General features: G+C 71.0%; 18 protein-coding genes. 6 read left to right on the forward strand and 12 right to left on the reverse strand.

Annotated features, from left to right (window positions below; all coding sequences use genetic code 11):
* Position 1: 1 nt before the first annotated feature.
* A complete protein-coding gene (locus FBY35_RS34225) occupies positions 2–1,384 on the reverse strand; it encodes a transcriptional regulator (RefSeq protein ID WP_142217775.1) in 1,383 nt (460 codons plus the stop codon).
* A 245-nt stretch (positions 1,385–1,629) separates the two neighbouring features.
* Here FBY35_RS34225 and FBY35_RS34230 point away from each other — a divergent pair, with 245 nt between their 5' ends.
* From FBY35_RS34230 to FBY35_RS34240, 3 genes are all read left to right on the forward strand, one after another.
* Positions 1,630–2,328: a bifunctional DNA primase/polymerase gene (locus tag FBY35_RS34230; protein WP_142217776.1), complete on the forward strand. Its 699-nt coding sequence runs from the start codon at positions 1,630–1,632 to the stop codon at positions 2,326–2,328.
* A 66-nt stretch (positions 2,329–2,394) separates the two neighbouring features.
* The gene (locus tag FBY35_RS34235) at positions 2,395–3,216 is read left to right on the forward strand and encodes an ABC transporter ATP-binding protein (RefSeq protein ID WP_142217777.1); all 822 of its coding nucleotides are present in this window, start codon (positions 2,395–2,397) and stop codon (positions 3,214–3,216) included.
* Positions 3,213–4,808, forward strand: a complete 1,596-nt coding sequence (locus tag FBY35_RS34240; protein ID WP_142217778.1) for a transporter — start codon at positions 3,213–3,215, stop codon at positions 4,806–4,808. The genes FBY35_RS34235 and FBY35_RS34240 overlap by 4 nt, the downstream gene beginning before the upstream one ends.
* A 98-nt stretch (positions 4,809–4,906) precedes the next feature.
* Here the strand turns inward: FBY35_RS34240 and FBY35_RS34245 are convergent, their stop codons facing one another.
* Positions 4,907–6,769: a hypothetical protein gene (locus tag FBY35_RS34245; RefSeq protein ID WP_260848907.1), complete on the reverse strand. Its 1,863-nt coding sequence runs from the start codon at positions 6,767–6,769 to the stop codon at positions 4,907–4,909.
* Positions 6,770–7,456: 687 nt separating this feature from the next.
* Between FBY35_RS34245 and FBY35_RS34250 the strand changes: the two genes are divergently transcribed.
* Positions 7,457–7,930: a subtilase-type protease inhibitor gene (locus FBY35_RS34250; RefSeq protein WP_142217780.1), complete on the forward strand. Its 474-nt coding sequence runs from the start codon at positions 7,457–7,459 to the stop codon at positions 7,928–7,930.
* A gap of 195 nt (positions 7,931–8,125) precedes the next feature.
* Here the strand turns inward: FBY35_RS34250 and FBY35_RS34255 are convergent, their stop codons facing one another.
* On the reverse strand, positions 8,126–8,989 hold the full coding sequence (locus tag FBY35_RS34255) for an alpha/beta fold hydrolase (protein ID WP_142218323.1): 864 nt from the start codon (positions 8,987–8,989) through the stop codon (positions 8,126–8,128).
* A 562-nt stretch (positions 8,990–9,551) separates the two neighbouring features.
* Positions 9,552–10,244 carry a metal-dependent transcriptional regulator gene (locus FBY35_RS34260; protein ID WP_142217781.1) on the reverse strand — a complete coding sequence of 231 codons (693 nt, stop codon included), beginning with the start codon at positions 10,242–10,244 and terminating at the stop codon, positions 9,552–9,554.
* A gap of 244 nt (positions 10,245–10,488) precedes the next feature.
* On the opposite strand from FBY35_RS34260, the gene FBY35_RS34265 reads away from it, so the two are divergent.
* Positions 10,489–11,244 carry an SIS domain-containing protein gene (locus FBY35_RS34265; protein ID WP_142217782.1) on the forward strand — a complete coding sequence of 252 codons (756 nt, stop codon included), beginning with the start codon at positions 10,489–10,491 and terminating at the stop codon, positions 11,242–11,244.
* Between the two features lie 90 nt (positions 11,245–11,334).
* Here the strand turns inward: FBY35_RS34265 and FBY35_RS34270 are convergent, their stop codons facing one another.
* Entirely contained in the window at positions 11,335–12,720 is a 1,386-nt protein-coding gene (locus FBY35_RS34270; protein WP_142217783.1) for a PAS domain-containing protein, read from the reverse strand.
* A 367-nt stretch (positions 12,721–13,087) separates the two neighbouring features.
* Positions 13,088–13,720 carry a pyridoxamine 5'-phosphate oxidase gene (pdxH, locus tag FBY35_RS34275; protein ID WP_260848981.1) on the reverse strand — a complete coding sequence of 211 codons (633 nt, stop codon included), beginning with the start codon at positions 13,718–13,720 and terminating at the stop codon, positions 13,088–13,090.
* A gap of 324 nt (positions 13,721–14,044) precedes the next feature.
* On the opposite strand from pdxH, the gene FBY35_RS34280 reads away from it, so the two are divergent.
* Positions 14,045–15,145, forward strand: a complete 1,101-nt coding sequence (locus FBY35_RS34280) for a citrate synthase 2 (RefSeq protein WP_142217785.1) — start codon at positions 14,045–14,047, stop codon at positions 15,143–15,145.
* On the opposite strand, the gene FBY35_RS34285 is transcribed toward FBY35_RS34280, so the two are convergent.
* From FBY35_RS34285 to FBY35_RS34310, 6 genes are all read right to left on the reverse strand, one after another.
* Positions 15,124–16,149 (reverse strand): isopenicillin N synthase family oxygenase, encoded by a 1,026-nt coding sequence (locus FBY35_RS34285; protein WP_142217786.1) that lies wholly within the window; start codon positions 16,147–16,149, stop codon positions 15,124–15,126. The genes FBY35_RS34280 and FBY35_RS34285 overlap by 22 nt on opposite strands.
* Positions 16,150–16,367: 218 nt before the next feature.
* Positions 16,368–16,946, reverse strand: a complete 579-nt coding sequence (locus tag FBY35_RS34290; protein WP_142217787.1) for a TetR/AcrR family transcriptional regulator — start codon at positions 16,944–16,946, stop codon at positions 16,368–16,370.
* Complete coding sequence (locus FBY35_RS34295) at positions 16,934–17,704, reverse strand: enoyl-CoA hydratase family protein (protein WP_142218324.1); 771 nt, start codon at positions 17,702–17,704, stop codon at positions 16,934–16,936. Before FBY35_RS34295 ends, FBY35_RS34290 begins: the two co-directional genes overlap by 13 nt.
* Before the next feature lie 20 nt (positions 17,705–17,724).
* Entirely contained in the window at positions 17,725–19,302 is a 1,578-nt protein-coding gene (locus tag FBY35_RS34300) for a 4-coumarate--CoA ligase family protein (RefSeq protein ID WP_186357133.1), read from the reverse strand.
* A gap of 49 nt (positions 19,303–19,351) precedes the next feature.
* Complete coding sequence (locus FBY35_RS34305; RefSeq protein ID WP_142217788.1) at positions 19,352–20,491, reverse strand: acyl-CoA dehydrogenase family protein; 1,140 nt, start codon at positions 20,489–20,491, stop codon at positions 19,352–19,354.
* Positions 20,488–22,392 carry a biotin carboxylase N-terminal domain-containing protein gene (locus FBY35_RS34310; RefSeq protein ID WP_142217789.1) on the reverse strand — a complete coding sequence of 635 codons (1,905 nt, stop codon included), beginning with the start codon at positions 22,390–22,392 and terminating at the stop codon, positions 20,488–20,490. The genes FBY35_RS34305 and FBY35_RS34310 overlap by 4 nt, the downstream gene beginning before the upstream one ends.
* Position 22,393: the final 1 nt, after the last annotated feature.

Consider the following 22,393-nt stretch of genomic DNA (forward strand, 5'->3'; position numbering starts at 1 on the left):
CTCACGCCGCCTGGAGTTCGAGACGCGCCCCGAACTCGCGGACCGCCGGCTCCTCCCCGTACGGCTGAAGCCGCTGCTGGAGATCGTCCAGATATTCCGAACCCCGGCTGGAGCGCAGCCCGCCCAGCAGTTCCACCGCACGCGTGCCCGTGTGGCAGGCCTGCTCGACCTCCCGCTGCTGCACCTGAGCGGTGGCCAGCAGGACGAGCCCGATCGCCCGCCGCCTCGCCCGCGACTCCGGCAGGCCCTCAAGCGCGTGGGACGCATGGTGCGCGGCCGCCTCCGGCTGGCCGAGATCGCGGTAGCAGTGCGCCAGCTCGTCCGCGAGATAGGCCTGGTCGAAGTGGGCGATCCAGGCGGGGTCGTCGTCCGCCGACGGCTCGGCGCGCTCCAGCGCCCGCAGCGCCTTCCCGGCCACGTCGTGGCAGGTGCGCGCGTCCCCGAGCAGAGCGTGGCCGCGCGCCTCGGCCGCGAGGAACATCGCCTCGGCCCTCGGGGTGACCCTCCCCCGGGCGCCTTCCTGCGCGGCCCGCGCCAGCTGGGCGATCTCGCGCGGGTTCCCGAGCTGGGCCGCCAGATGGCTCATGGAGGCGGCCAGTACATAGCCTCCATATCCCCGGTCGCCGGCCGCCTGGGCCAGGCGCAGCGCCTGGATGTAGTAGCGCTGGGCGAGACCGGGCTGGCCGGTGTCGACGGCCATGTATCCGGCGAGCTCCGTCAGCCGGGCCGCCGCGGCGAACAGTTCGCGGCCGACCGATTCGCGGTACGAGCCCGAGAGCAGCCCGGAGACCACGCTGTTCAGGTAGTGCACGACGACCGGCCGGACATGCCCGCTGCCGAAGCGGTGGTCCAGCTCGGTCAGCGCCGCCGTCATCGCCCGTACCGCTTCGACGTCCGAGGGCCCCACCCGCGCCCCCGCCGTACGCGCCACCTGGGTGTCCGCGCCGGTGATCAGCCAGTCGCGGCTCGGCTCGACGAGCGCGGACGCGGCGACCGTGGAGCCGGACAGGAAGTCGCGGCGGCCGACATCACTGCGCCACAGCTCGCAGACCTGCTCGATGGCACCGAGCACGGTCGGCGAGAACTGCAGGCCGACGCCCGACGCGAGGTTCTTGCCGTTCGCCATGCCGATCTCGTCGATCGTGACCGTGCGCCCGAGCTTGCGGCCCAGCGCCTCGGAGATGATTCCCGGCGCCCGGCCGCGCGGCTGCTGTCCGCGCAGCCAGCGCGCCACCGATGTCTTGTCGTAGCGCAGGTCGAGACCCCGCTCGGCTCCCACCATGTTCACTCGACGGGCGAGGCCGGCGTTGGAACACCCGGCTTCCTGAATGAGCGCCTGCAACCGTTCGTTCGGTTGTCGGGCGACGAGAGGCCTGGCTGCCATGATTACCCCCTGAGGCCGCGATGATCCATGAAGTGATCAATGCCCGGCTGATGTCGGACAATGCAGACTTGGACTGAGTTGGTCGGGTATTTCCCTGACGCCCCGGTCCGCGTGACGCCCATTGGCAGTGGGTACCCGCCCGCCGCGGCCCGGCCCCATGCGCGCCCCCGCCCATGCACCCATGCGCCCCGCGTGCAGGATCGATGCTCCCGGCCCCACCCGAGACCTGCCCGTAACCCAAGGTGATGGCGGGAGTTGAGTGTGACGTGGAAGAGACCATCGGACTCACGGAAGCCGCACGGATCCCCCAGCAGCGAGGTGAGCAGCTGCTGGACAGTGCCGTGCGGTACGCGGAAGAGCGGCACTGGGACGTGTTCCCGGGCACCTGGCTGGAGGCGGCGGAGGGCAGGGAACGCTGCTCGTGCGGCGACGCCGCGTGCCCGGCGCCCGGCGCCCATCCGGCAAGGCCGGACTGGGCGAACCAGGCGACCGGAAGCGCGGTCGCCGCGCGCCGGCTGTGGTCAAAGCACTCAAGGGCGTCGATCCTCCTGCCGACGGGGCGCACCTTCGACGCCCTCGAGGTCCCGGAGTCCGCGGGCTTCCTGGCGCTGGCGCGCCTGGAGCGGATGGACCTCCCGCTCGGCCCGGTGACCTGCACCCCCGACCGCCGGATGGTGTTCTTCGTCCTGCCCGGAGCGGCTCCCAAGGTCCCCGACATGATCCGCACCCTCGGCTGGACACCGAGCGGCCTCGACCTGATCGCGCGGGGCGAGGGCCACTATGTCGCCGCCCCTCCGACCCGGATCGGCGGCCACGGCGCGGTGCAGTGGGCGCGCCGCCCCACCCCGGCCAACCGATGGCTGCCGGACGCCGACGAGTTGATCAGCCCCCTGGCCTACGCGTGCGGGCGGGACGCGGCCGCCGAACGGGCCCGGCGTGGATAGGACGCGCCGTACATAGGGTGGTCCCCGTACAGACATACCTACGGGGACTTCGAAGGGCAGGGCACCATGCCGGACCAGGCAGTTGGAGCCGAGAAGGCGGGCGTAGCGCGAACAGCGCCGCCCGCCGTTCGCATTGAGGGACTGTGGAAGAGGTTCGGCGAGCAGATCGCGGTCGGGGGTATCGATCTCGAGCTTCCCGCCGGCAAGTTCATCGGCCTGGTCGGCCCGAACGGGGCGGGCAAGACCACAACCCTGTCGATGGTTACCGGCCTGCTCCGGCCCGACCAGGGCCGGGTCGAGGTGTCGGGCCACGACGTGTGGCGCGACCCGGTCGAGGTCAAGTCCCGCATCGGCGTGCTGCCCGAGGGCCTGCGCCTGTTCGAACGGCTCTCGGGCCGTGAACTGCTCGCGTACAACGGGCGGTTGCGGGGGCTGCCGGGCGACGAGGTCGACCGGCGCGCAACGCAGCTGATGGACGTACTGGACCTGGCGGGCGCGCAGCACAAGCTGGTCGTCGACTACTCGACGGGCATGCGCAAGAAGATCGGTCTCGCGGCCGCGCTGCTCCACAACCCCGAAGTGCTGTTCCTGGACGAGCCGTTCGAGGGCGTCGACCCGGTCTCGGCACAGACCATCCGCGGCGTCCTGGAGCGGTACACCGCCTCCGGCGCCACGGTCGTCTTCTCCAGCCATGTGATGGAGCTGGTGGAGTCGCTGTGCGACTGGGTGGCGGTGATGGCGGCCGGCCGGATTCGAGCGCACGGCCCGCTGGCCGAGGTACGCGGCGACGCACCCTCGCTGCAGAGCGCGTTCCTGGAGCTGGTCGGGGCCAACGACCGCGGCACCGGGGCGTCGCTGGACTGGCTCGGCGGCGGTGGCGCCAGGTGAGCACCTCCGCACTCACCCCGGTCTTCGTCCGACTCAAGCTGTCGCTGCTGCGCAACGGCCTGCGCCAGTCGTCCGGCCGCAGGGCCGCGTACATCTCGTCCGTCGTCGTGACACTGCTCTTCGCGGCGCTCCAGCTCATCGGCCTGATCGCACTGCGCGGAAACGACCACGCCGCGTCGGTGGTCGTGCTGCTGACCGGGGTGCTCGCCCTGGGCTGGGCGGTCATGCCGCTGTTCTTCCCGAGCGGAGACGAGACGCTCGATCCGACGCGTCTGGTGATGCTGCCGCTGCGGCCGCGACCGCTGGTATCGGCGCTGCTCGTGGCGTCGCTGGTGGGCATCGGGCCGCTGTTCACGCTCTGTCTTGCGGTCGGCTCCGCGTTCGCGACCGCTCACGGTGCGACGGCGGTTGTGGTGTCCGTGATCGCCGTGCCCCTCGCGCTGCTGGTGTGCGTGGCGCTCGCCCGCGCGGTCGCCGCGGCCAACATCCGCCTGCTGACCTCACGCAAGGGCCGCGACCTGGCCGTGCTCAGCGGCCTGGTGATCGCGGTGGGCATCCAGATCGTCAACTTCGGCGCCCAGCGACTCGGCGACGCGGGCGGCCTCTCGGCGCTCGACCCGGTGGCGGCGGTCCTGCGCTGGCTTCCGCCGGCGTCCGCGATCGGCGCCGTGGACTCGGCGAGCGAGGGATCGTACGCGGCCGCCGCCGGCCAACTCGCCCTGTCCGTAATCGCCCTGGCCCTGCTGCTGGGCTCCTGGCAGCGCAGCCTGACGAAGCTGATGACGACCCCGGACGGCTCGACACTGGCGGCGGCCTCGGAGCCGACCCGCAAGGAGTCCACCTCCACCTTCCACCATCTGCTCCCCGAGGGCCGTACGGGCACGGTCATGCAGCGCAGCCTGCGCTATGTGTGGCGTGACCCGAAGACGAAGGCGGCCTGGGTGACGGCACTGGCGATCGGTCTGATCGTGCCGATGTTCAACGCCCTTCAGGGCACCGGCTCGGTCTACTTCGCCTGTTTCGCGGCGGGGATGCTCGGCATCCAGATGTACAACCAGTTCGGGCAGGACACCTCGGCGTTCTGGATGGTCGCGCTGACCATCTCGTCCACCAAGGACGCGTACGCCGAACTGCGCGCCCGCGCCCTGGCGTTGCTGGTGATCACCCTTCCGTACACGGCGCTCGTCACGGTGCTCACTGCTTCTCTGCTGGGCAACTGGAAGGCTCTGCCGGAGGTGCTAGGCCTGTCCTTCGCGCTGCTCGGCGCGATGCTGGCGACGGGCGCGGTGGCCTCGGCCCGCTTCCCGTACTCGATCCCGCAGGACAGCGCGTACAAGAACGTCGCACCCGGGCAGGGCGGGCTGGCCTGGATCTCGATCTTCGGCGGCATGATCTCGGCGGCGGTGCTGTGCGCACCGGTGATCACCCTGACGATCCTCCTGCACGCGAAGAGCGGCGAGTCGGCGACGTGGGTCCTGCTGCCTGTCGGCGCGGCGTACGGCCTGCTGATCGGCTGGGCGGGCGTAAGGCTGGCGGCGCCGCAGACGGCGAAGCGGCTGCCGGAGATCCTGACGGCGGTCAGCAAGGGCTGAAGGGCCGGGAAGGTCCGGAAACCCGCCAGCCGATCGGCTGACGGGTTTCCGTACTCCAGTTGCACCCGGTCGCTCCGCTTACTCGGTTCGCGAGTTACTCAGTTCGCGAGCAGCGACTCCAGTATCGATTCGTCCGGCGGCCGCACCCTCGCCCCGTCCCCGCTCGGGCACCACGGGTCGAGCCGGAGCCTGGCCAGATCGCGGCCGGCGACACCCCAGGCGTGCCAGGACGACCGTTCCCAGGCCAGCTGCGGCGGGTTGTACCAGCCGTCGCCGAGGCCGCCGAGCACCAACTGGGGCTCGTCGAGATCCGGTCCGATCCGGTAGACGAGCCCGCCGAACACGGAGGCGTACACCTGGTCGCGGTGAACGCTCAGCTCACCGTAGCTCGGCAGCCTGCCCGTCCGCAGGACCGTACGCGTCTGGAGGTCCATCGCGAACCAGGCGCCCGCGAGCCGTTTGTAGAGCCCGTACAGCACGCCGTCACACACCTCGATGTGCTGAATGCTCGCGTACCCCTCGACCGGTGCCACCTCCCACAGCACCTCGCGGCGCCGCAGGTCGAAGGCGACGACCGTCGCGCTCGGCCGGGCCGGCGGCACGCTGCCGCCGCCCCAGGTGTCCCCGGCGAGGTAGGCGATCCGGCTGCGGGGCCGGTCGTCCAGCGCGACCGACATCACGCTCTGGTCGGCGATCACGTCCTTGTAGACCTGGAGTCTGCACCGCCACGTGTCCACCACGGTCAGCGCGCCCTTGAGCAGGCCGACGCCCGGCGCGCTCGACAGCAGCAGGCCCTCGTGCCCGACGCGCGCGAAGTCCGTCGGCCGCTGCTGCTCGTGGTCGATGAAGCCCAGTGACCTGACCCTGCCGCGGTCCGGGTCGAGTTCGATCACCTCGGTGCTCGGGTACATCGCCGCGTACACCTTGCCGTCGATCACCCGAAGCTGTTTCGGCTCGCCCGCGACCGTGACCCGTTTGGGCGTGCAGCCGCTCTCCGGCCGGTGGGTCGTGATCGAGAAGTGCCCGCCGACATGGACCGTCCCGTGCTCCCCGTACGTCATGGACTGCACGGGATCCGGACCGGACAGGCCCGCGTCGATCAGTTCGAGTATCTCCGACCGGCCGCCGGCCAGATCGAGCCACCAGAGCCGGCCGCTGCCCGCGCCGCCGAGCAGAGTCCTTCCTCCGTCGAGCGGCAGCAACGCGCGGTGCTCGTCGCCGCTCACCGGCGCGACGACCGGCACGAGCGTGTCGCCGTCCCGCCGGTAGACGGTTCCGGTGGGGCGGCCGACGCAGTACAGCGTGCCGTCCTCGGTCATCGTCATCGCGTCTATCAGCCGCTCGGCCGCGGGCGTCGCGATCACCCGTGCGTCGCTGCCGTCGGGCGCCATGTCGACGAGGTACTTGGTGAGTGCCGCGATCACCCGGCCGCCGCGGGCGATCATGGCGGCAGCGCCGCCGTAGGGCGCCGGTGTGAGGTTGGTCTTCACCCCGGTCGTCCGGTCGTAGGCGACGACATAACCGGACGGCAGCGTGCCCGCGTAGACGTACCGGTCGTCGGCGGCGATCGCGCGTACGTACTGCTGGCCGGGCACGGCGTTGCCGAGATTGCGCAGGGTGCCGGTGGCCGGCTTGTACTCCCACACTTCGCCGCGCGGCGAAGTGCCCGCGTAGACCGTCCCGTCGGGCGCCGTGGTCAGACACCAGACGAAGCCGCCCGACGGACCCACCGTGGCGATCAGTTTCACCTCGCCGGTGGCCGGGTCGAAGCGGTAGATGTCAGGGAACGGGTAGGTCCCGAGGTAGACCTGCCCACCCGATACGGTCGCCGCCCAGCCGCCTTCACCGCGCCCGAGCCGGGCCGTTCTGATGAGGGTTCTGGACCTCAGATCGATCTCGCCGAGGAGCGGCGGGCTCTGACCGCGGGCGACGACGTACGCGCGGTCGCCGAGGCTTGTCATGCCTACTATCGCGGCCGTCAATGACGCCACGCCGTAGGTGGAAAGGGGAGGGTCCGAGCAGTCCTTCCCACTGGTCGTGCTCCTGTCACCGGTGGTGCTGGTCGCGCCGGCTCGGCCGGCTGGGTCTGCCGTGCTGGTTGTGCTTGCCGGTTGGGCGTTCGCCGTGCTCGGGACCGCGATCTGCCCCGCCACGGAGGCCAGGGCCAGCCCGGCCCCGGCATGCAATAACCGCCTGCGTTCCATGCGTCACTCCCTGAGACTCGGAGACCGTACTCAAGGTAGATGTGAACCGACGGACCGTCAGCGATCTCGCACGGGTCGGCCCAGAATGTCTTGCCGCTCGCCCCTGCCGGAGGAATTAGCACCCGTATACGTTCCGCCCCCGCATTCGGAACTCGGGACCGCCGCAAGGCCCCTGACCGAGCGGCAGTTTCCAGACGATGCGGCTTCCCCGCGCAGAAAGTCGTCCGTACATCCGTGCAGCTCAGAGGATAGTTTCCTCTTGGACCACCGAAGATCGTCCACATGCTGGACGCCTGGTCGCACCCGCTCCGAGCTGCCCGAACGACCATTCGGTCGACCTCGAACGAACGTACACGGCCGGAAACGCGCGATCGATGTGCACTCACTGTCCGCATGCGCAAGACTCCCGACCGCAATCAACCCCCGAATGAAGGAGTTTCACAAATGCGTTACATCCACAACACAGTCGCCGCAGTCGCCACGGCATCCGCACTTCTGCTGACGGGCACCACCGCGACCGGCGTCGCCCAGGCCGCGCAGCCGACGCAGCAGCCCGCCCAGCAGCCCGTCCAGGCGAAGAGCCTGTACGCCCCCTCGGCCCTCGTCCTGACCATCGGCATGGGCGAGACCGCCGCGACCGCCACGGTGCAGCGCGCCGTCACCCTCACGTGTGCGCCGCGCCCCGAGGGCACGCACCCCTCCGCCGCGGCCGCGTGCACGGAACTGCGCACCGTCGACGGCCAGTTCACCGCGCTGGCGAAGAAGGAGTCGCACAAGATGTGCACGCGCCAGTGGAACCCCGTGGTGATCACCGCCGCCGGTGTCTGGCAGGGCAAGCGGGTGGACTGGTCGGCCCTGTTCGGCAACCCGTGCGAGATGGAAGGCAGCATGGCCGACAGCACGGTCTTTTCGTTCTGACCGGTCCGCTCACCCGAGGTTCCACGAGGCCGACAGTTCTCCCCCGCGGCGGATGGCCTCGAACCTGAACGTCACGAAAGCGACCTCGCCGACCGCCCAGCCGTTGCCGCCGCGGCTGAAGGCGGTCTCCCCTCGGGACCACCGACAACTCCGGTGTCCCGCTCAGGAGCTTCGCGATCCGGCGAGGCCCCTCACTCATGGCGTCAACACGCCGTCCAGGAACGGTTCGATCGCCGTGCGCCAGCCCTCCGGCTGGTCGTAGTGCACCAGATGGCCCGCGTCCGCCACTTCCCCGTACTCGCCCCGGGGCAGGACCCGCACCATCTCCTGGGCTTCCGCGCGGCCCAGTTCGCCGTCCAGGCCGCGGACCACGAGCGTCGGGCACTGGACCTGGGCCAGTTCCTCCCAGTGGGCGTCGTGGACCCACGTCTCTCGGGACGTGAGCATCTGGCGGCGGGAGAAGACCGGACGCCAGCCGTCCGCCCGCTCCGCCATGACCTCCGCGAAGAACTCACCGCGCGCCGGATTGTTGCGCTCCACCCACGGGTCGTCCTCGCCGAACCACTTCCGTACGTCCGCCAGCGTCGCGAAGGGGACCGGCCAGGAGCGGAACCAGTCTTCCCATTCGCGCTGCGAGGCCGCCCCGAGCGCCGAGGCGCGCATGTCGCAGATGATCAGGGCCTGGACCAGGTCGGGGCGCTTGGCCGCGAGCTGCCAGGCGGTGAGCGCGCCCATCGAGTGGCCGATCAGGGTCACCGGGGCCAGGCCCAGCTGTTCGACCGCCGCCTCCGCGTCGGCCACGTACGCCTCGCGGGCGAAGGGGCCCTCGGCCGGCTTTTCACTGCGGCCGTGACCTCGCTGGTCGAGCGCGACCGCACGGTGGCGCTCGGCCAGCCAGCGGGCCGTAGAGGCCCAGTGCGAGGCGCGGCCCATCAGGCCGTGGAGCAGTAAGACCCCGGGGGAGCGCTCCGCCTCGCCGCGTCCCTTGGGCGGATCCGCGAACTCCCAGGCAGCCAGGCGAACTCCGCCGGCTCCGGTCACATCGATGCGCCGCACCATCTGGCCTGGCACCCCCTTCTCTTCCCCGGTGGTCGAGCTCCGTCTCGTCCTGCCAGACTATCGAACCTTTATTCGAAAACTGGCCTCCGGCGCGCAACATCGCTCATTCGAGTGACCGCGCTCAATGATTGACTCCCGTGGTCGTGGGGAGATCTTTTGCGGGAGGCGGGCCGCTCGGGGAAGACGGTCCGAGGGGATTGACCTTGGGAGCTCGGGGCTCCGGGTCAGCACAGGGGAGGACAGGCCCCGGCGCCCATGGGCGCCGGGGCCCTCCTGCGAAGAGAGGACGAACGAGTCGTCGAGCGGGGAGTCCGGGCCGCGCGTGGTGGTGACGTTTTTCCCGGTGCACCGGACATGCCGAGCGCGCCGCGGTGCGCGCGGGGCGTACGACAGGCGCATACCCAGATCCTCCCCCTGGCTTCGCCGGGTGGACCCCACCCCGGCCACGGGTCATATGCCTCAGCCACAGCGTGGCACGCGATTCGCCCGGGCGCTGCCATTCCGGACGGAAAACGGTTACTGCTGGGTGAACAACAGCTACCGGCAGGCGTCGGCGAACGCCCTACTGCTTGGCCACGAACACATGCGAGGCCACGTCCGCCTCCAGCTCCGCCGCCTCGCCGCTGCTGCCCACCAGCACTCCGCCCGCGGACTCCGTCACGCTGACCACCGAACCGGGCTGCACGCCCGCCCGCCGAAGTGTGTACATCAGCTGCGCATCCGTCTGGATCGGCTCCCCAATTCGGCGTACGACCACGGTCTTGCCGTCCACGCCCGGGTCCAGGTCGGCCAGCGAGACCATGCCGTCGTCGAGGAACGGATCGGCCTCCGCCTTCTCGCCCAGCTCCTCCAGGCCCGGGATCGGGTTCCCGTACGGAGACTCCGTCGGGTGGCGCAGCAGCTCCAGGACCCGCCGCTCCACCGCCTCGCTCATCACATGCTCCCAGCGGCACGCCTCCGCGTGGACCTGCTCCCACTCCAGGCCGATCACGTCGACGAGCAGACACTCGGCGAGCCGGTGCTTGCGCATCACGCGCGTCGCCAGCCGCCTGCCCTCATCGGTCAGCTCGAGGTGTCGGTCCCCCGCGACCTGCACCAAGCCGTCCCGTTCCATACGCGCCACGGTCTGGCTCACCGTCGGGCCGCTCTGGTCGAGCCGCTCCGCGATACGGGCGCGCATGGGCACCACACCTTCCTCTTCGAGTTCGAGGATGGTGCGGAGATACATCTCCGTCGTGTCGATCAGTCCGGACATACGTGCCCCTCGATGCTGTGACTTGGAAAACAGTCGTGCGCTGGCCCCGACTCAATTCTTGCGCATCCCACTGACAACCGTGCCGCGCCCGCCGAAGCCGGTCGGTGAGACCGTATTGACAGAGGAATGGTCCAGACCGCAACGTGATCCGCGGCACTGGTATTCCCCCAGCAGTCCATGCACGTACTCCTTGTACTCCGTACGTACCCGTCCGCGTTCCCCACCCCCCGGAAAGGGCTCGGCGATGAGCGAGAGCAAGCTGGCCGGTCAGTTCTTCGACGCCGCGATCGGTCTGCTGCAGCGCGTACGGGACGAGGAGGCCGCGAACGTCGCCGACGCCGGCACCGCGATCGCCGACACCGTCGCCGCGGGCGGCCGCCTCTTCGCCTTCGGCGCCGGGCACTCCTCACTCGCCGCGCAGGACGTCGTCTACCGCGCGGGCGGATTCGCCCTCATGAATCTGCTCGCCGTCCCCGGTGTGGTGGGCGTCGACGTCATGCCCGCAACGCTGGGCTCGGCACTGGAGCGCGTGGAAGGCCTCGCGGGCGCGGCGCTGGACTCCAGCCCGGCCAGGTCCGGCGACGTACTCGTGATCATCTCCCTGTCCGGGCGCAACGCCCTGCCCGTGGAGATGGCCATGAACGCGCGGGCGCTCGGGCTCAAGGTCATCGGCGTGACGTCGGTGGCGTACGCGGAGAAGACCACGTCGCGGCATGTCTCCGGCACCTTCCTGAAGGACCACTGCGACATCGTCCTCGACTCGAAGATCGCGGTCGGCGACGCGGAGCTCACCCACGAGGGCATCGAGGCGCCGTTCGCACCCGCGTCCACCGTCGTCACCAGCGCGCTGATGCAGGCGACGATGGCGGCGGCGGCCGAACGGCTCGTCGAGCGGGGAATCGAGCCGCCGCTGCTGCGCTCGGGGAACGTGGACGGCGGACACGAGTGGAACGGACGCGTGATGACGGAGTACGGGGACCGGATCTTCTACCGCCACTAGCTAGGGCGGACGGGCCGTCCGTCCGGCGATCAGGGACACGGAAGCCCGCACCGAGCGGTTCGCAGTGCGGCAGGCGGCAGCGGGCGCCCGTCACTCCTCCGTCAGCAGCGCCAGGTCCAGCGACGCCGCTGCCAGCACCGCCACACTCTCCGCATACATCGCGTCCGCCCGCTCGAACGCCGGCCGGCTCGTCCCCCGCAGGAACGTCACCACACCCAGCGTCCGCCCCCGGCTCCGCAGCACCGCGCACAACGCGTGCACCGCGTCCCGAGGCCACTGGCGGTCCGCCCCCCAGTCACCCGTCGCCGCGGCCGGCGCGGGCGCGCTCGCCCGGACCGAACCGTTGCGGTCGGCCGCCTGGAGCGCCGGATGGCCCGGCGGATAGCGGACCGGGAACCCGCCGTCCGCCACCGGCACGCACGGGCCCGGCGCACCCGACGGGGTCGCCGCCGCCCGGATCAGGCGCTCCCCGTCCGGCTCCACCAGATCGATCAGCGCATGGTCCGCGAAACCGGCCAGCGCGAAGTCCAGATACGCCGTCGCCGCCTCCATCGGGTCCTCACACTCCGCCGCGGTCCGCCCCGCCCGGTGCAGCTGACTCGACCGGAAGCGCAGCCGGTCCGCCTCCTGCTCCGCCAGCTTCGACTCCGTCACGTCGTGGAACAGCCAGCCGACCCCGAGCGGGACCGGCTCCTCCGCCAGCGGCGAGGCAAGCCGCAGAAAACCACTCCGCCAGCACCGGCGCCGCTCCCCCTGCGCCGTGCCCAGCGTCACCCACAGGTCCGCGAGCCCCCGCGGCGCGCCCTCCGCCAGCACATGGTGGAGCGCGCCCTCCAGCTCCTCCACGCCCTGGACGACCAGCTCACCCAGCGGCCGCCCGAGCGGAGACGTACGCCCCGCCCCCAGCGCCCGCGCCGCGTAGCCGTTGACCACAGTCGGCCGCAGATCCACGTCGACCAGGACGACACCCCAGGACGCGTCGTCGAACAGCGCCTCACTCAGCGCGATCGACCGCTCCAGGTCGATCTGCGCATGCACCTCGCTGAAGGCGCAGTACACGCCCGCGGGCTTCCCGTCCGCGCCCAGCACCCGCGCCGACTGGGTCCGTACGAGAACCCGCCCACCGTCCTTGCGCAGCAGCGCGAACTCATGGACCTGCCGCCCGGGAGCAACCATGGCGGCCATCAGCCGCCCCTGCACCTCCTCGGCATCGGCGGTCCGCACCGCCCACCCCGCGAACCCGTGCCGCCCCACGGCCTCCTCGGAGGACCAGCCGAGAATCCGCTCGGCCTCGCGGTTCCAGTGCGTGATCGTGCCGCCGGCATCGAACGCGCACAGGGCGGCGTCCATCCCGTCGAGCAGCGCCGCAAGCAACTCCGACCCGGGCACCGGCGCCGAATCCTCCAACCCAGCGCCCTCCCGGTCCGGCTCGTCGGGCCCCAGCGCACTGGTGGTTTCACTCCTGGAAGCACTCATCCTGAACCCCCTGGCAGGACGTGTCCGCGCGAGCTGTGCACGTCAGATCATTCAACTGGAACGTGACGCAGGACACACCCTGTTCCCGAAAATCGTTGTCTCCCGGAAATTCGCTTGTGGGGTTCCGGACCGCTTCCTAAGGTGTGGGCCACACGGTGAAAGGAGGTGATCCGGAAGTGATGTCTTTTCGGATGCGTGAGGTGACTGCGGGCTGACGGCCCGTCGTCGCACTCTGTGTGCAGCCGACTGACCGTCGGCCGAAATTCCCAGCAGTCACCGACCCGCGGGCTCGCCGGCACATCCGGCCGGCCCCTCCGCAAGGAGGGACCAGAGCCCGCGGGTTTCTGCGTTCATGGGCTCCCGCAGGTCACGGCGACAGCCGCTCCACCCGCCAGGCCGCCTCCTCCGCCCCCGTACGGACATACCGCAGCCTGTCGTGCAGCCGGTTCGCGTGGCCCTGCCAGAACTCCACCGTCCGGGGTTCGACCCGGTAGCCGCCCCACTCCGGCGGGGCCGGGACCTGTTCGCCCTCGGGGTAGCGGGTTGCCAGTTCCTCGTATCTGCGCAGCAGCTCGTCGCGTGAGCCGATCACCGAGGACTGTTCGCTCGCCCAGGCGCCCAGCTGCGAGCCGTGCGGGCGGGTGCGGAAGTACGCGGCTGTCTCGTCGCGGCCGATGCGGGCCGCCGTGCCCGTGACGATGACCTGGCGGGCCAGTGGGTGCCAGGGGAAGAGCAGTGAGATGTACGGGTTCGCCGCGAGTTCCCGGCCCTTGCGGGAGGCGTAGTTGGTGTAGAAGACGAAGCCGTGCGCGTCGTACTGCTTCAGCAGCACCGTGCGCGAGGACGGGTGGCCGTCGGGGGTGGCGGTGGAGACGATCATGGCGTTCGGCTCGTGCAGGTTCACGGACGCGGCTTCCTTGAACCACCGGGCGAACTGGTCCATGGGGTCGTCGGCCAGATCCGTCTCCAGGAGGGGCGTGGAGCGGTACTGCTCGCGCATCACGGCGGGGTCGTGAGAGGCGGGAACCGGGTTCGGGGCGGCATGGTCGGTCACGTGGCCATACTGCCGCAGGGGCCGAGTTTGCCCGGCACGGAGTGCCGCTAATCCTTCCCGCCGGGAATGGGGCAGTGTGCCGGATGTCACGCTTCCCCGCATGAGGCGGACCCGCCAAAATCTTGGGTCGGGCCACTGTGGCCTTCATACAGCAGGGGATATCGTGCCTGCCTCCCCGGCGGTTGGGTGACCACCTCCCGCACGGGGCATCACCGGAGTGAGAGATCCACGCCGGCCCTTGCCTGTCGCACACATCGTGAGGAGCAGCTGATGTCCGACTTCGTACCTGGGCTCGAGGGAGTCGTCGCGTTCGAGACGGAGATCGCCGAACCCGACAAGGAGGGCGGCTCCCTGCGCTACCGCGGTGTCGACATCGAGGATCTGGTCGGCCATGTCTCGTTCGGGAACGTGTGGGGACTGCTGGTCGACGGCGCTTTCAACCCCGGTCTGCCGGCCGCGGAGCCTTTCCCGATTCCCGTGCACTCCGGTGACATCCGTGTCGATGTGCAGTCGGCGCTGGCGATGCTCGCCCCGGTGTGGGGTCTGAAGCCGCTGCTGGACATCGACGAGGCTCAGGCCCGTGACGACCTGGCCCGTGCCGCGGTGATGGCCCTGTCGTACGTTGCCCAGTCGGCGCGCGGCCAGGGGTTGCCGATGGTTCCGCAGCGGGAGATCGACAAGGCCGAGTCCGTCGTGGAGCGGTTCATGATCCGCTGGCGCGGGGAGCCGGATCCGCGGCATGTCAGGGCTGTGGACGCGTACTGGACCTCGGCGGCCGAGCACGGCATGAACGCCTCCACCTTCACCGCGCGGGTGATCGCTTCCACGGGTGCGGATGTCGCGGCGGCACTGTCGGGCGCGGTCGGTGCCATGTCGGGGCCGCTGCACGGTGGTGCTCCCTCCCGGGTGCTCGGGATGATCGAGGAGATCGAGCGCACCGGTGACGCGACGGCGTATGTGAAGCGGGCCCTGGACAAGGGTGAGCGGCTGATGGGTTTCGGGCACCGGGTCTACCGCGCCGAGGACCCGCGGGCGCGGGTCCTGCGCCGTACGGCCAAGGAGCTGGACGCGCCGCGGTTCGAGGTGGCCGAGGCGCTGGAGAGGGCCGCGCTGGAGGAGCTGCACAATCGCCGCCCGGACCGGGTTCTGGCGACGAACGTGGAGTTCTGGGCAGCCATCATGCTGGACTTCGCGGAGGTCCCGGCGCACATGTTCACGTCGATGTTCACCTGTGCCCGTACGGCGGGATGGTCGGCGCACATCCTGGAGCAGAAGCGCACGGGCCGGCTGGTGCGGCCCTCCGCGCGCTACGTCGGTCCCGCGGCACGGGACCCGCGCCAGATCGTCGGCTACGAGGACATCGCGGTCTGACGCTCCTGAGTCAGCAGGTCCGCGTGATGGCGGGCGGCGACCAGCGGGTGTGCCCGCAGTTTTCCCTTGAGTTCGTTGCGTCCGTACTCCGCGAACAGCGGGTTGGCGGGGTCCGCGGTCACGCCCGGCGCCTTCGCCGCGTACGGGAAGGGCAGCGGTTCGATACGGGCGTCCAGGCGTGGGTTGTAGAAGAACGGCACGGAGTAGCGCTCGACGGCGCCGGGCGGGCTGACCACACGGTGGTTGGTGGCCTTGAGATAGCCGTTGGTGGCGACTTCGAGGAGTTCGCCGAGGTTGACGACGAAGGCGCCTGGAAGGGGCGGCACCTCGTGGAACTGCCCGTCCGAGCGCTCGACCTGGAGTCCGCCTGTCTCGTCCTGGTGGAGCAGGGTCAAAAAGCCGTAGTCCTTGTGGGCGCCGACGCCCTGGCCGCCGTCGGGGCCGCTGCCCGGGTAGCGCACCAGCTTCAGATGGAGGTGGGCGCGGTCGCCGAAGATGTCGTCGTAGAAGCCGGGGGGAGCGCCGACGGCGGCGAGCAGTTCTTGCAGCAGCCTGTCGGCGACGGAGCTGAGCCGGTCCATCCAGGCGAGTGCGGCGGTACGCAGCCCGGGCAGGGCGGCGGGCCACTGGTTGGGGCCCTGGAGCCACCAGTAGCCGGGTTCGCCGGGGCCCGGCACGCGGGCGGGCCGTTCGGCGCCGATGTCGAGCTGGTCGCGCCAGTCCTGTGTGCCACCGGTGCGTTCGTCGCCGGTGCGCGTGTAGCCGCGGAAGTGGGGCGAGTTGATGTTGTCGATGGCGAGCCGGTCGGCCTCGGGCAGCGCGAAGAAGGCTCGCACGGCGACGGTGAGGGCGGTGGTCTCGGCGTCGGTGACGCCGTGGCCGGTGAGCTGGAAGAAGCCGACGTCGTGGGCGGCGCTGTGCAGCTGGGCGTGCAGCAGGGCCCGGGCCTGGGAGCCGCGGTCGGCGGCCGAGAGGTCGATGACGGGAAGCTGGAGGTATGACATGGATGCATCCGCGGGGTGTACGGGTCCCTTGGGGCCACCGGGGGTGGGGCGGGGCCAGGGGGAGACGGGGGCTGTGCGCTGGGTCAGACGGAGCGCGGACAGCCCATGCTCGTGACGCGGACGTAGTCCACGTGGCGGCGTCGTACGAGCAGAAGCATTCGCCCAGGGTACTGCGCGGCGAGCGGTGGATGCGTGGCCGGCGCCACAGCCCCGTCGCCTCAGCCCAGGACCTCCTCCAGCAGCCGCCCCCACTGCCCCACCACCCGCTTGCGCCGTGCCGTGTCGTCCGTGAGCAGGTTCGCCAGGCCCAGCCCGCGGGCCATGTCCAGCAGGCCCTGCACGGTTTCCCGTACTCCGGGGTGTGACTCGTCGACCTCCAGCAGCTGGACGGCGATCCGGTGGGTCTCGCGGCCGACGCGTGCCTCCAGTTCCGTGACGCGTGAGCGCAGTTGTTCCTCGTTGGACGCGGCGACCCACAGGTGCAGGGCCGCCCGGAACAGCGGGCCCGTGTAGAGGTCGACGAGGGCCGCGACGACCGCGGTGCGGTCCTGCGTAGGGAGCGTGCGCAGGGCCTGCGAGCGCTCTTCAGCGACGTACTCGACGGCCGCCGTGAACAGGTCCTCCCTGGTCGGGAAGTGGTGCTGCGCCGCGCCCCGCGAGACTCCCGCCCGCTCCGCGACGACCGAGACGGTGGAGCCCGCCCAGCCGTGTTCGGCGAGGCAGGACACCGCGGCCTCCAGGAGTCGCTGCCGGGTCGCCCGGCTGCGGTCCTGTTTGGGGGAGGTCACCACACCCATGCGGGGTCCCGTCGTTCGAGGAAGGCCGTCATCCCTTCGCGGGCCTCGGCGGACGCGAACAGGGACGCCGAACGCTGCACCAGGTCCTCGGCGTCCCGGTCGAAGGCCTCCAGAACCCTGGCCGCCAGCAGTTCCTTCGATGCGGCGAGGCCCTGCGGGGATGCCCGGCGCAGCCCGTCGAGCACCGGGGCGAGCGCCGCGTCCACGTCGTCGGCGGCGAGGGTGAGCAGTCCGGTGCGGGCCGCCTCCGCCGCGTCGAAGCGCTCGCCGGTGAGGTAGTAGCGCTCGGCCGCGCGCGGGTCCATGCGCGGCAGCAGGGGCAGGGAGATCACGGCGGGCGCGACCCCGATGCGAACCTCCGTGAAGGCGAAGTCCGCGCCCGTGGCGCCGGCCGCGATGTCACAGGCCCCGAGCAGGCCGATGCCGCCCGCCCGGACGTGCCCGGTGACGCGGGCGACGACCGGTTTGGGCAGGGTGACGATCTGCCGCAGCAGGCCGACGAAGGTGTACGGGTTGGGCGGGGCCTTCAGGTCCGCGCCCGCGCTGAACGTGGACCCGGTGTGGGTGAGCACCACGGCCCGTACGGACTCGTCCTTGGCGCAGTCCGCCAGCGCCTGCGCCAGCTCGCCGACCAGCCGCGCCGACAGGGCGTTGCGGTTGTTGCGGGTCCCCCCGCCGGAGGTAGGGGGAGAGTCCAGCGTCAGGGTGGCGATGCCGCGCTCGTGCGCGGTGGCGACGAGCGGCGGGCGCTCCGGCATGCCTTCCGGCGGGCTTTCCGTCACGTGTTCTCCCTCTCCCGGTCCCTCAGCTCACGCCTGAGGATCTTTCCCGACACGGCGCGGGGTACCGCGCCGATGAATTCGACGCGGCGGATCTTCTTGTACGGCGCGACGCGTTCGGCGACGAAGGCGGTGATGTCGTCCTCGGTGAGGTCTTCGGCGGCCGTCTGCCGTACGACGTACGCCTTGGGGATCTCGTTCCCGTTCTCGTCGTACACACCGATCACCGCCGCGTCGGCGACGCCCTCGTGGGTGAGCAGCAGTGCCTCCAGCTCGGCGGGCGCGACCTGGAAGCCCTTGTACTTGATGAGTTCCTTGACCCGGTCGACGACGAAGAGCCAGCCGTCGTCGACCCGGCCTATGTCGCCGGTGTGCAGCCAGCCGTCGGCGTCGATCATCCGGCCGGTGTCCTCGGGGCGTCCGAGATAGCCCTTCATCACCTGCGGGCCGCGGATCGCGATCTCGCCCTCCTCGCCGGGTGCGGCGTCCTTGCCGGGATCGTCGAGGGAGCAGATCCGCATCTCGGTCGACGCGATGAGTTTGCCGACGGTGCCGGGCGGCGCGTTCTCGGCTCCGAGGGGGACGAGGTGGGTGCCGGGCGAGAGTTCGGTCATGCCGTAGGCCTGGCCGATGGGCGGCAGCCCGAGCCGTTTCGAGCAGGCCGCGGCCAGATCGGCGTCCAGGGGTGCTGCCGAGCTGATGATGTATTCCAGCGAGGACAGGTCGAAGGACGCGACCGCCGGGTGTTTGGCGAGAGCGAGGACGATGGGCGGGGCGACGTAGATGGCGTTGATGCGGTGCTTCTCGATCGCCGCGAGGAAGGTCTCCAGCTCGAAGCGGGGCAGTACGACGACGGTGGCGCCCTGCCGCAGCGGCGCGTTCATCAGCGCGGTGAGTCCGTAGATGTGGAAGAAGGGCAGTACGGCGAGGATGCGGTCGCCGGGGCCCATCGGCATCAGCGGGTGGAGCTGGGCGAGGTTGGTGGCGATCGAACGGTGGGTGAGCATCACGCCCTTGGGGATGCCGGTGGTGCCCGAGGAGTAGGGCAAGGCGGCGATGTCCTCGGCCGGGTCGAGGACGACATCCGGCTCCGGGGCGGCCCCGCCGAGCATGTCGAGGATGCTCACATGCCCGTCGGCGCGGTCGCAGACGAAGATCTCCTCGATGCCCGCGGCCAGTTCGGCGGCCCTGCGGGCGACTTCGAGCAGCGGCGAGACGGTGACGATCCAGCGGGCGGAGGAGTCACGCAGCTGCTTGGCGAACTCCTCCGCCGTGGCGAGCGGATGGACGGTGGTGACCGAGGCGCCGGCGCGGGTCGCCCCGTAGAACACGGAGGGGTAGGCGACGGTGTTGGGGCTGTGCAGGGCGAGGACGTCGCCCTTGCGCAGGCCCGCGTCGGCGAGGGCTGCGGCGATGCGCCGGTGGAACCGGTCGAGCTGCGCGTAGGTGACGGTGGTGCCGTTCACGCCGTCGACCAGGGCGATCGCGTCGCCGTATTCGGCTGCCCGGCCGAGGACCGCGTCGTGGATCGGCTCGGTGACGGGCGTGACATCTGCGTACTCGCTCTGAAACACCATCGTGGGCCCCTCGCTGTGTCCTGCGTGTGGACGCCCAGAATCTCCTTTGTCAGTACGACTTGGGGAGACCCAGGGACTGGTGGGATACGTAATTGAGGATCATCTCGCGGCTGACCGGGGCGATCCTTGCGACGCGGGCGGCGGTGATCAGGGAGGCGAGGCCGTACTCCCGGGTGAGGCCGTTGCCGCCGAGGGTGTGGACGGCCTGGTCGACGGCCTTCACACAGGCCTCGCCGGCCGCGTACTTGGCCATGTTGGCGGCTTCGCCCGCGCCGATGTCGTCGCCGGCGTCGTAGAGGCCCGCGGCCTTCTGCATCATCAGGCGGGCGAGTTCGAGCTCGATGTGGGCCTGGGCGAGGGGGTGGGCGATGGCCTGGTGGGCGCCGATGGGCTCTTTCCAGACCTGCCGCGTCTTGGCGTAGTCGATGGCGCGGGCGAGTGCGTACCGCCCCATCCCGATCGCGAAGGCGGCCGTCATGATGCGCTCGGGGTTGAGCCCGGCGAAGAGCTGGAGGAGTCCGGCGTCCTCGTCCCCGACGAGCGCGTCGGCGGGCAGGGTGACGTCGTCGAGGACCAGCTCGAACTGCTTCTCCTGGGCCTGCAGTTCCATGTCGATCTGCGAGCGCCGGAAACCTTCGGCATCGCGGGGGACGATGAAGAGGCAGGGCTTGAGCGCCGGTGCGGCCCCCGGAGAAGATGCAGTCTCGGTTCGGCCGACGATGAGCGTGGCGTCGGCAATGTCCACGCCCGAGATGAAGACCTTGCGCCCGGTCAGTACCCAGCCGTCGCCGTCACGGCGCGCGGTGGTCGTGATCCGGTGCGAATTGGACCCGGCGTCGGGCTCGGTGATGCCGAAGGCCATGGTGAGGCTGCCGTCGGCGAGCCCGGGCAGCCACGTGTGCTTCTGCTCCGGCGTTCCGAACCGGGCGATGACGCTGCCGCAGATGGCGGGTGAGACGACCATCATGAGCAGTGGACAGCCCGCGGCGCCCAACTCCTCCAGAACGATGGACAGTTCGGCCATGCCGCCTCCGCCGCCGCCGTGCTCTTCGGGGAGGTTCACGCCGAGATAGCCGAGCTTGGCGGCCTCGGCCCACAGCTGTTCGCGTTCGTAGCCGCGTCCGTGGCGCTGTCCGAGCGCGGCGACAGCGGCACGCAGTGCGGTGTGTTCCTGGCTCTCGATGGTCATGACGCGGTGTCCTCCTCCTGTGTGGCTTCGGCCGTTACTTCGTTGACGACGGCGAGCAGGGCGCCGACCTCGACCTGACGGCCGGGTACGGCGTGGAGCGCGGTGAGGATGCCGGAGGCGGGCGAGAGGATGCGGTGCTCCATCTTCATCGCCTCCAGCCATACGAGCGGCTGCCCCTGGGTGACCGTGGCCCCCGGGGCGAGCCCGTCACCGACGCGGACGACGGTTCCGGGCATGGGCGCGAGCAGCGACCCGGGCTCGGCCCGGTCCTGCGGATCGGTGAACCGGGGCCGCACGGCGAGCGCGTGCGCGCCGGTGGGGCTGTCGATGTGGATGTACCCGTCACCGTGATCGGTGACGTCGAAGGGCCGCACGACACCGTCGATCTCCAGGCGCACACGGTCCGGCCCGGCGTCGACGACCCGCACCCCGGGGTCGTCGACAAGCTCGAACCCGCCGCCGCGGGCGAGGCGATAGCGGACCTCGTGCTCGCCGTAGCCCTTGGCCTGCGGCTGCGAGGGCAGATTCCGCCAGGCTCCGGGCCGGGCCGCGGCATCGGCGATCGCGGCGGCGATCGCCGCGTACCGCTCCCCGTGGGCGGGCGCGGTGAGGGCGTCGAGGTGCCGCTCGTAGAACCCGGTGTCGAGCCGGGCCGCGGTGAAGTCGGGGTGCTCCAGCGACCGCACGAGCAGATCCCGATTGGTCGCGGGCCCGTGCACGCGCGCCCGCCGCAGGGCCTGCGCGAGCAGCCGCACGGCGGCGTCGCGGGCCGGGGCCCAGGCGACGACCTTGGCGATCATGGGGTCGTAGTGCACCCCGACGGTGTCCCCGGCGGAGTACCCGGCATCGACGCGCAGACCGGGGGCGTCCGCCACGTCGAGCGCCCGCAGCACCCCCGTCTGCGGTGTCCATCCCGTCGCCGGGTCCTCCGCGTACAGCCTCGCCTCCACCGCGTGGCCCCGGGCTTCCGGTGGGGTTGCGGGGAGCTGCGAACCCTCCGCGACGCGCAGCTGGAGCGCGACCAGGTCGAGGCCGAACACCGCCTCCGTCACCGGGTGTTCGACCTGGAGGCGGGTGTTCATCTCCAGGAAGTGGGCGCGGCCCCCGGGGGAGATCAGGAATTCCACCGTGCCCGCGCCCCGGTAGCCCACCGCCCGCGCCGCCGTCACCGCCGATTCGTGGAGCGAGGAGACCAGGTCGGCAGGCACGCCCGGCGCCGGGGACTCCTCGATGACCTTCTGGTGGCGGCGCTGGAGGGAGCAGTCGCGCGTCCCCAGCGCCCATACCGTCCCGTACGCGTCCGCCAGCACCTGCACTTCCACATGGCGCCCACGTTCGACGTAGGGCTCCAGGAACACCTCGCCGTCGCCGAAGGCCGACGCCGCCTCTGAGCCGGCCGCCTCCAACTCGGCGCCCAGACGGGACAGTTCGCGGACGACACGCATACCGCGGCCGCCGCCGCCCGCCGCCGCCTTGACCAGCAGCGGAAGGTCGGCCTCGGTGACCGTCGCGGGGTCGAGGGGCGCGCCGCCCATCAGTTCCTTCGCACGTGTCTTGGACGCCATCGCCTCGATGGCCGAGGGCGGCGGCCCGATCCACAGCAGGCCCGCGTCCGTCACCGCACGGGCGAACTCCGCGTTCTCCGACAGGAATCCGTACCCGGGATGCACCGCGTCCGCGCCCGCCGCCCGTGCCGCCTTCACGATCAGGTCGCCGCGCAGATATGTGTCGGCGGGCGCCGCCCCCGGCAGGCGTACGGCGGCGTCCGCCTCCCGCACATGCAGTGCCGACGCATCCGCGTCCGAGTACACCGCGACCGTCGCGATGCCCAGCTCGCGGCAGGTGCGAAAGACCCGGCAGGCGATCTCGCCCCGGTTCGCGACCAGCAGAGTGGAGATCATC

Source organism: Streptomyces sp. SLBN-118, from assembly GCF_006715635.1.
In the GTDB taxonomy this organism is placed as follows: Bacteria; Actinomycetota; Actinomycetes; order Streptomycetales; family Streptomycetaceae; genus Streptomyces.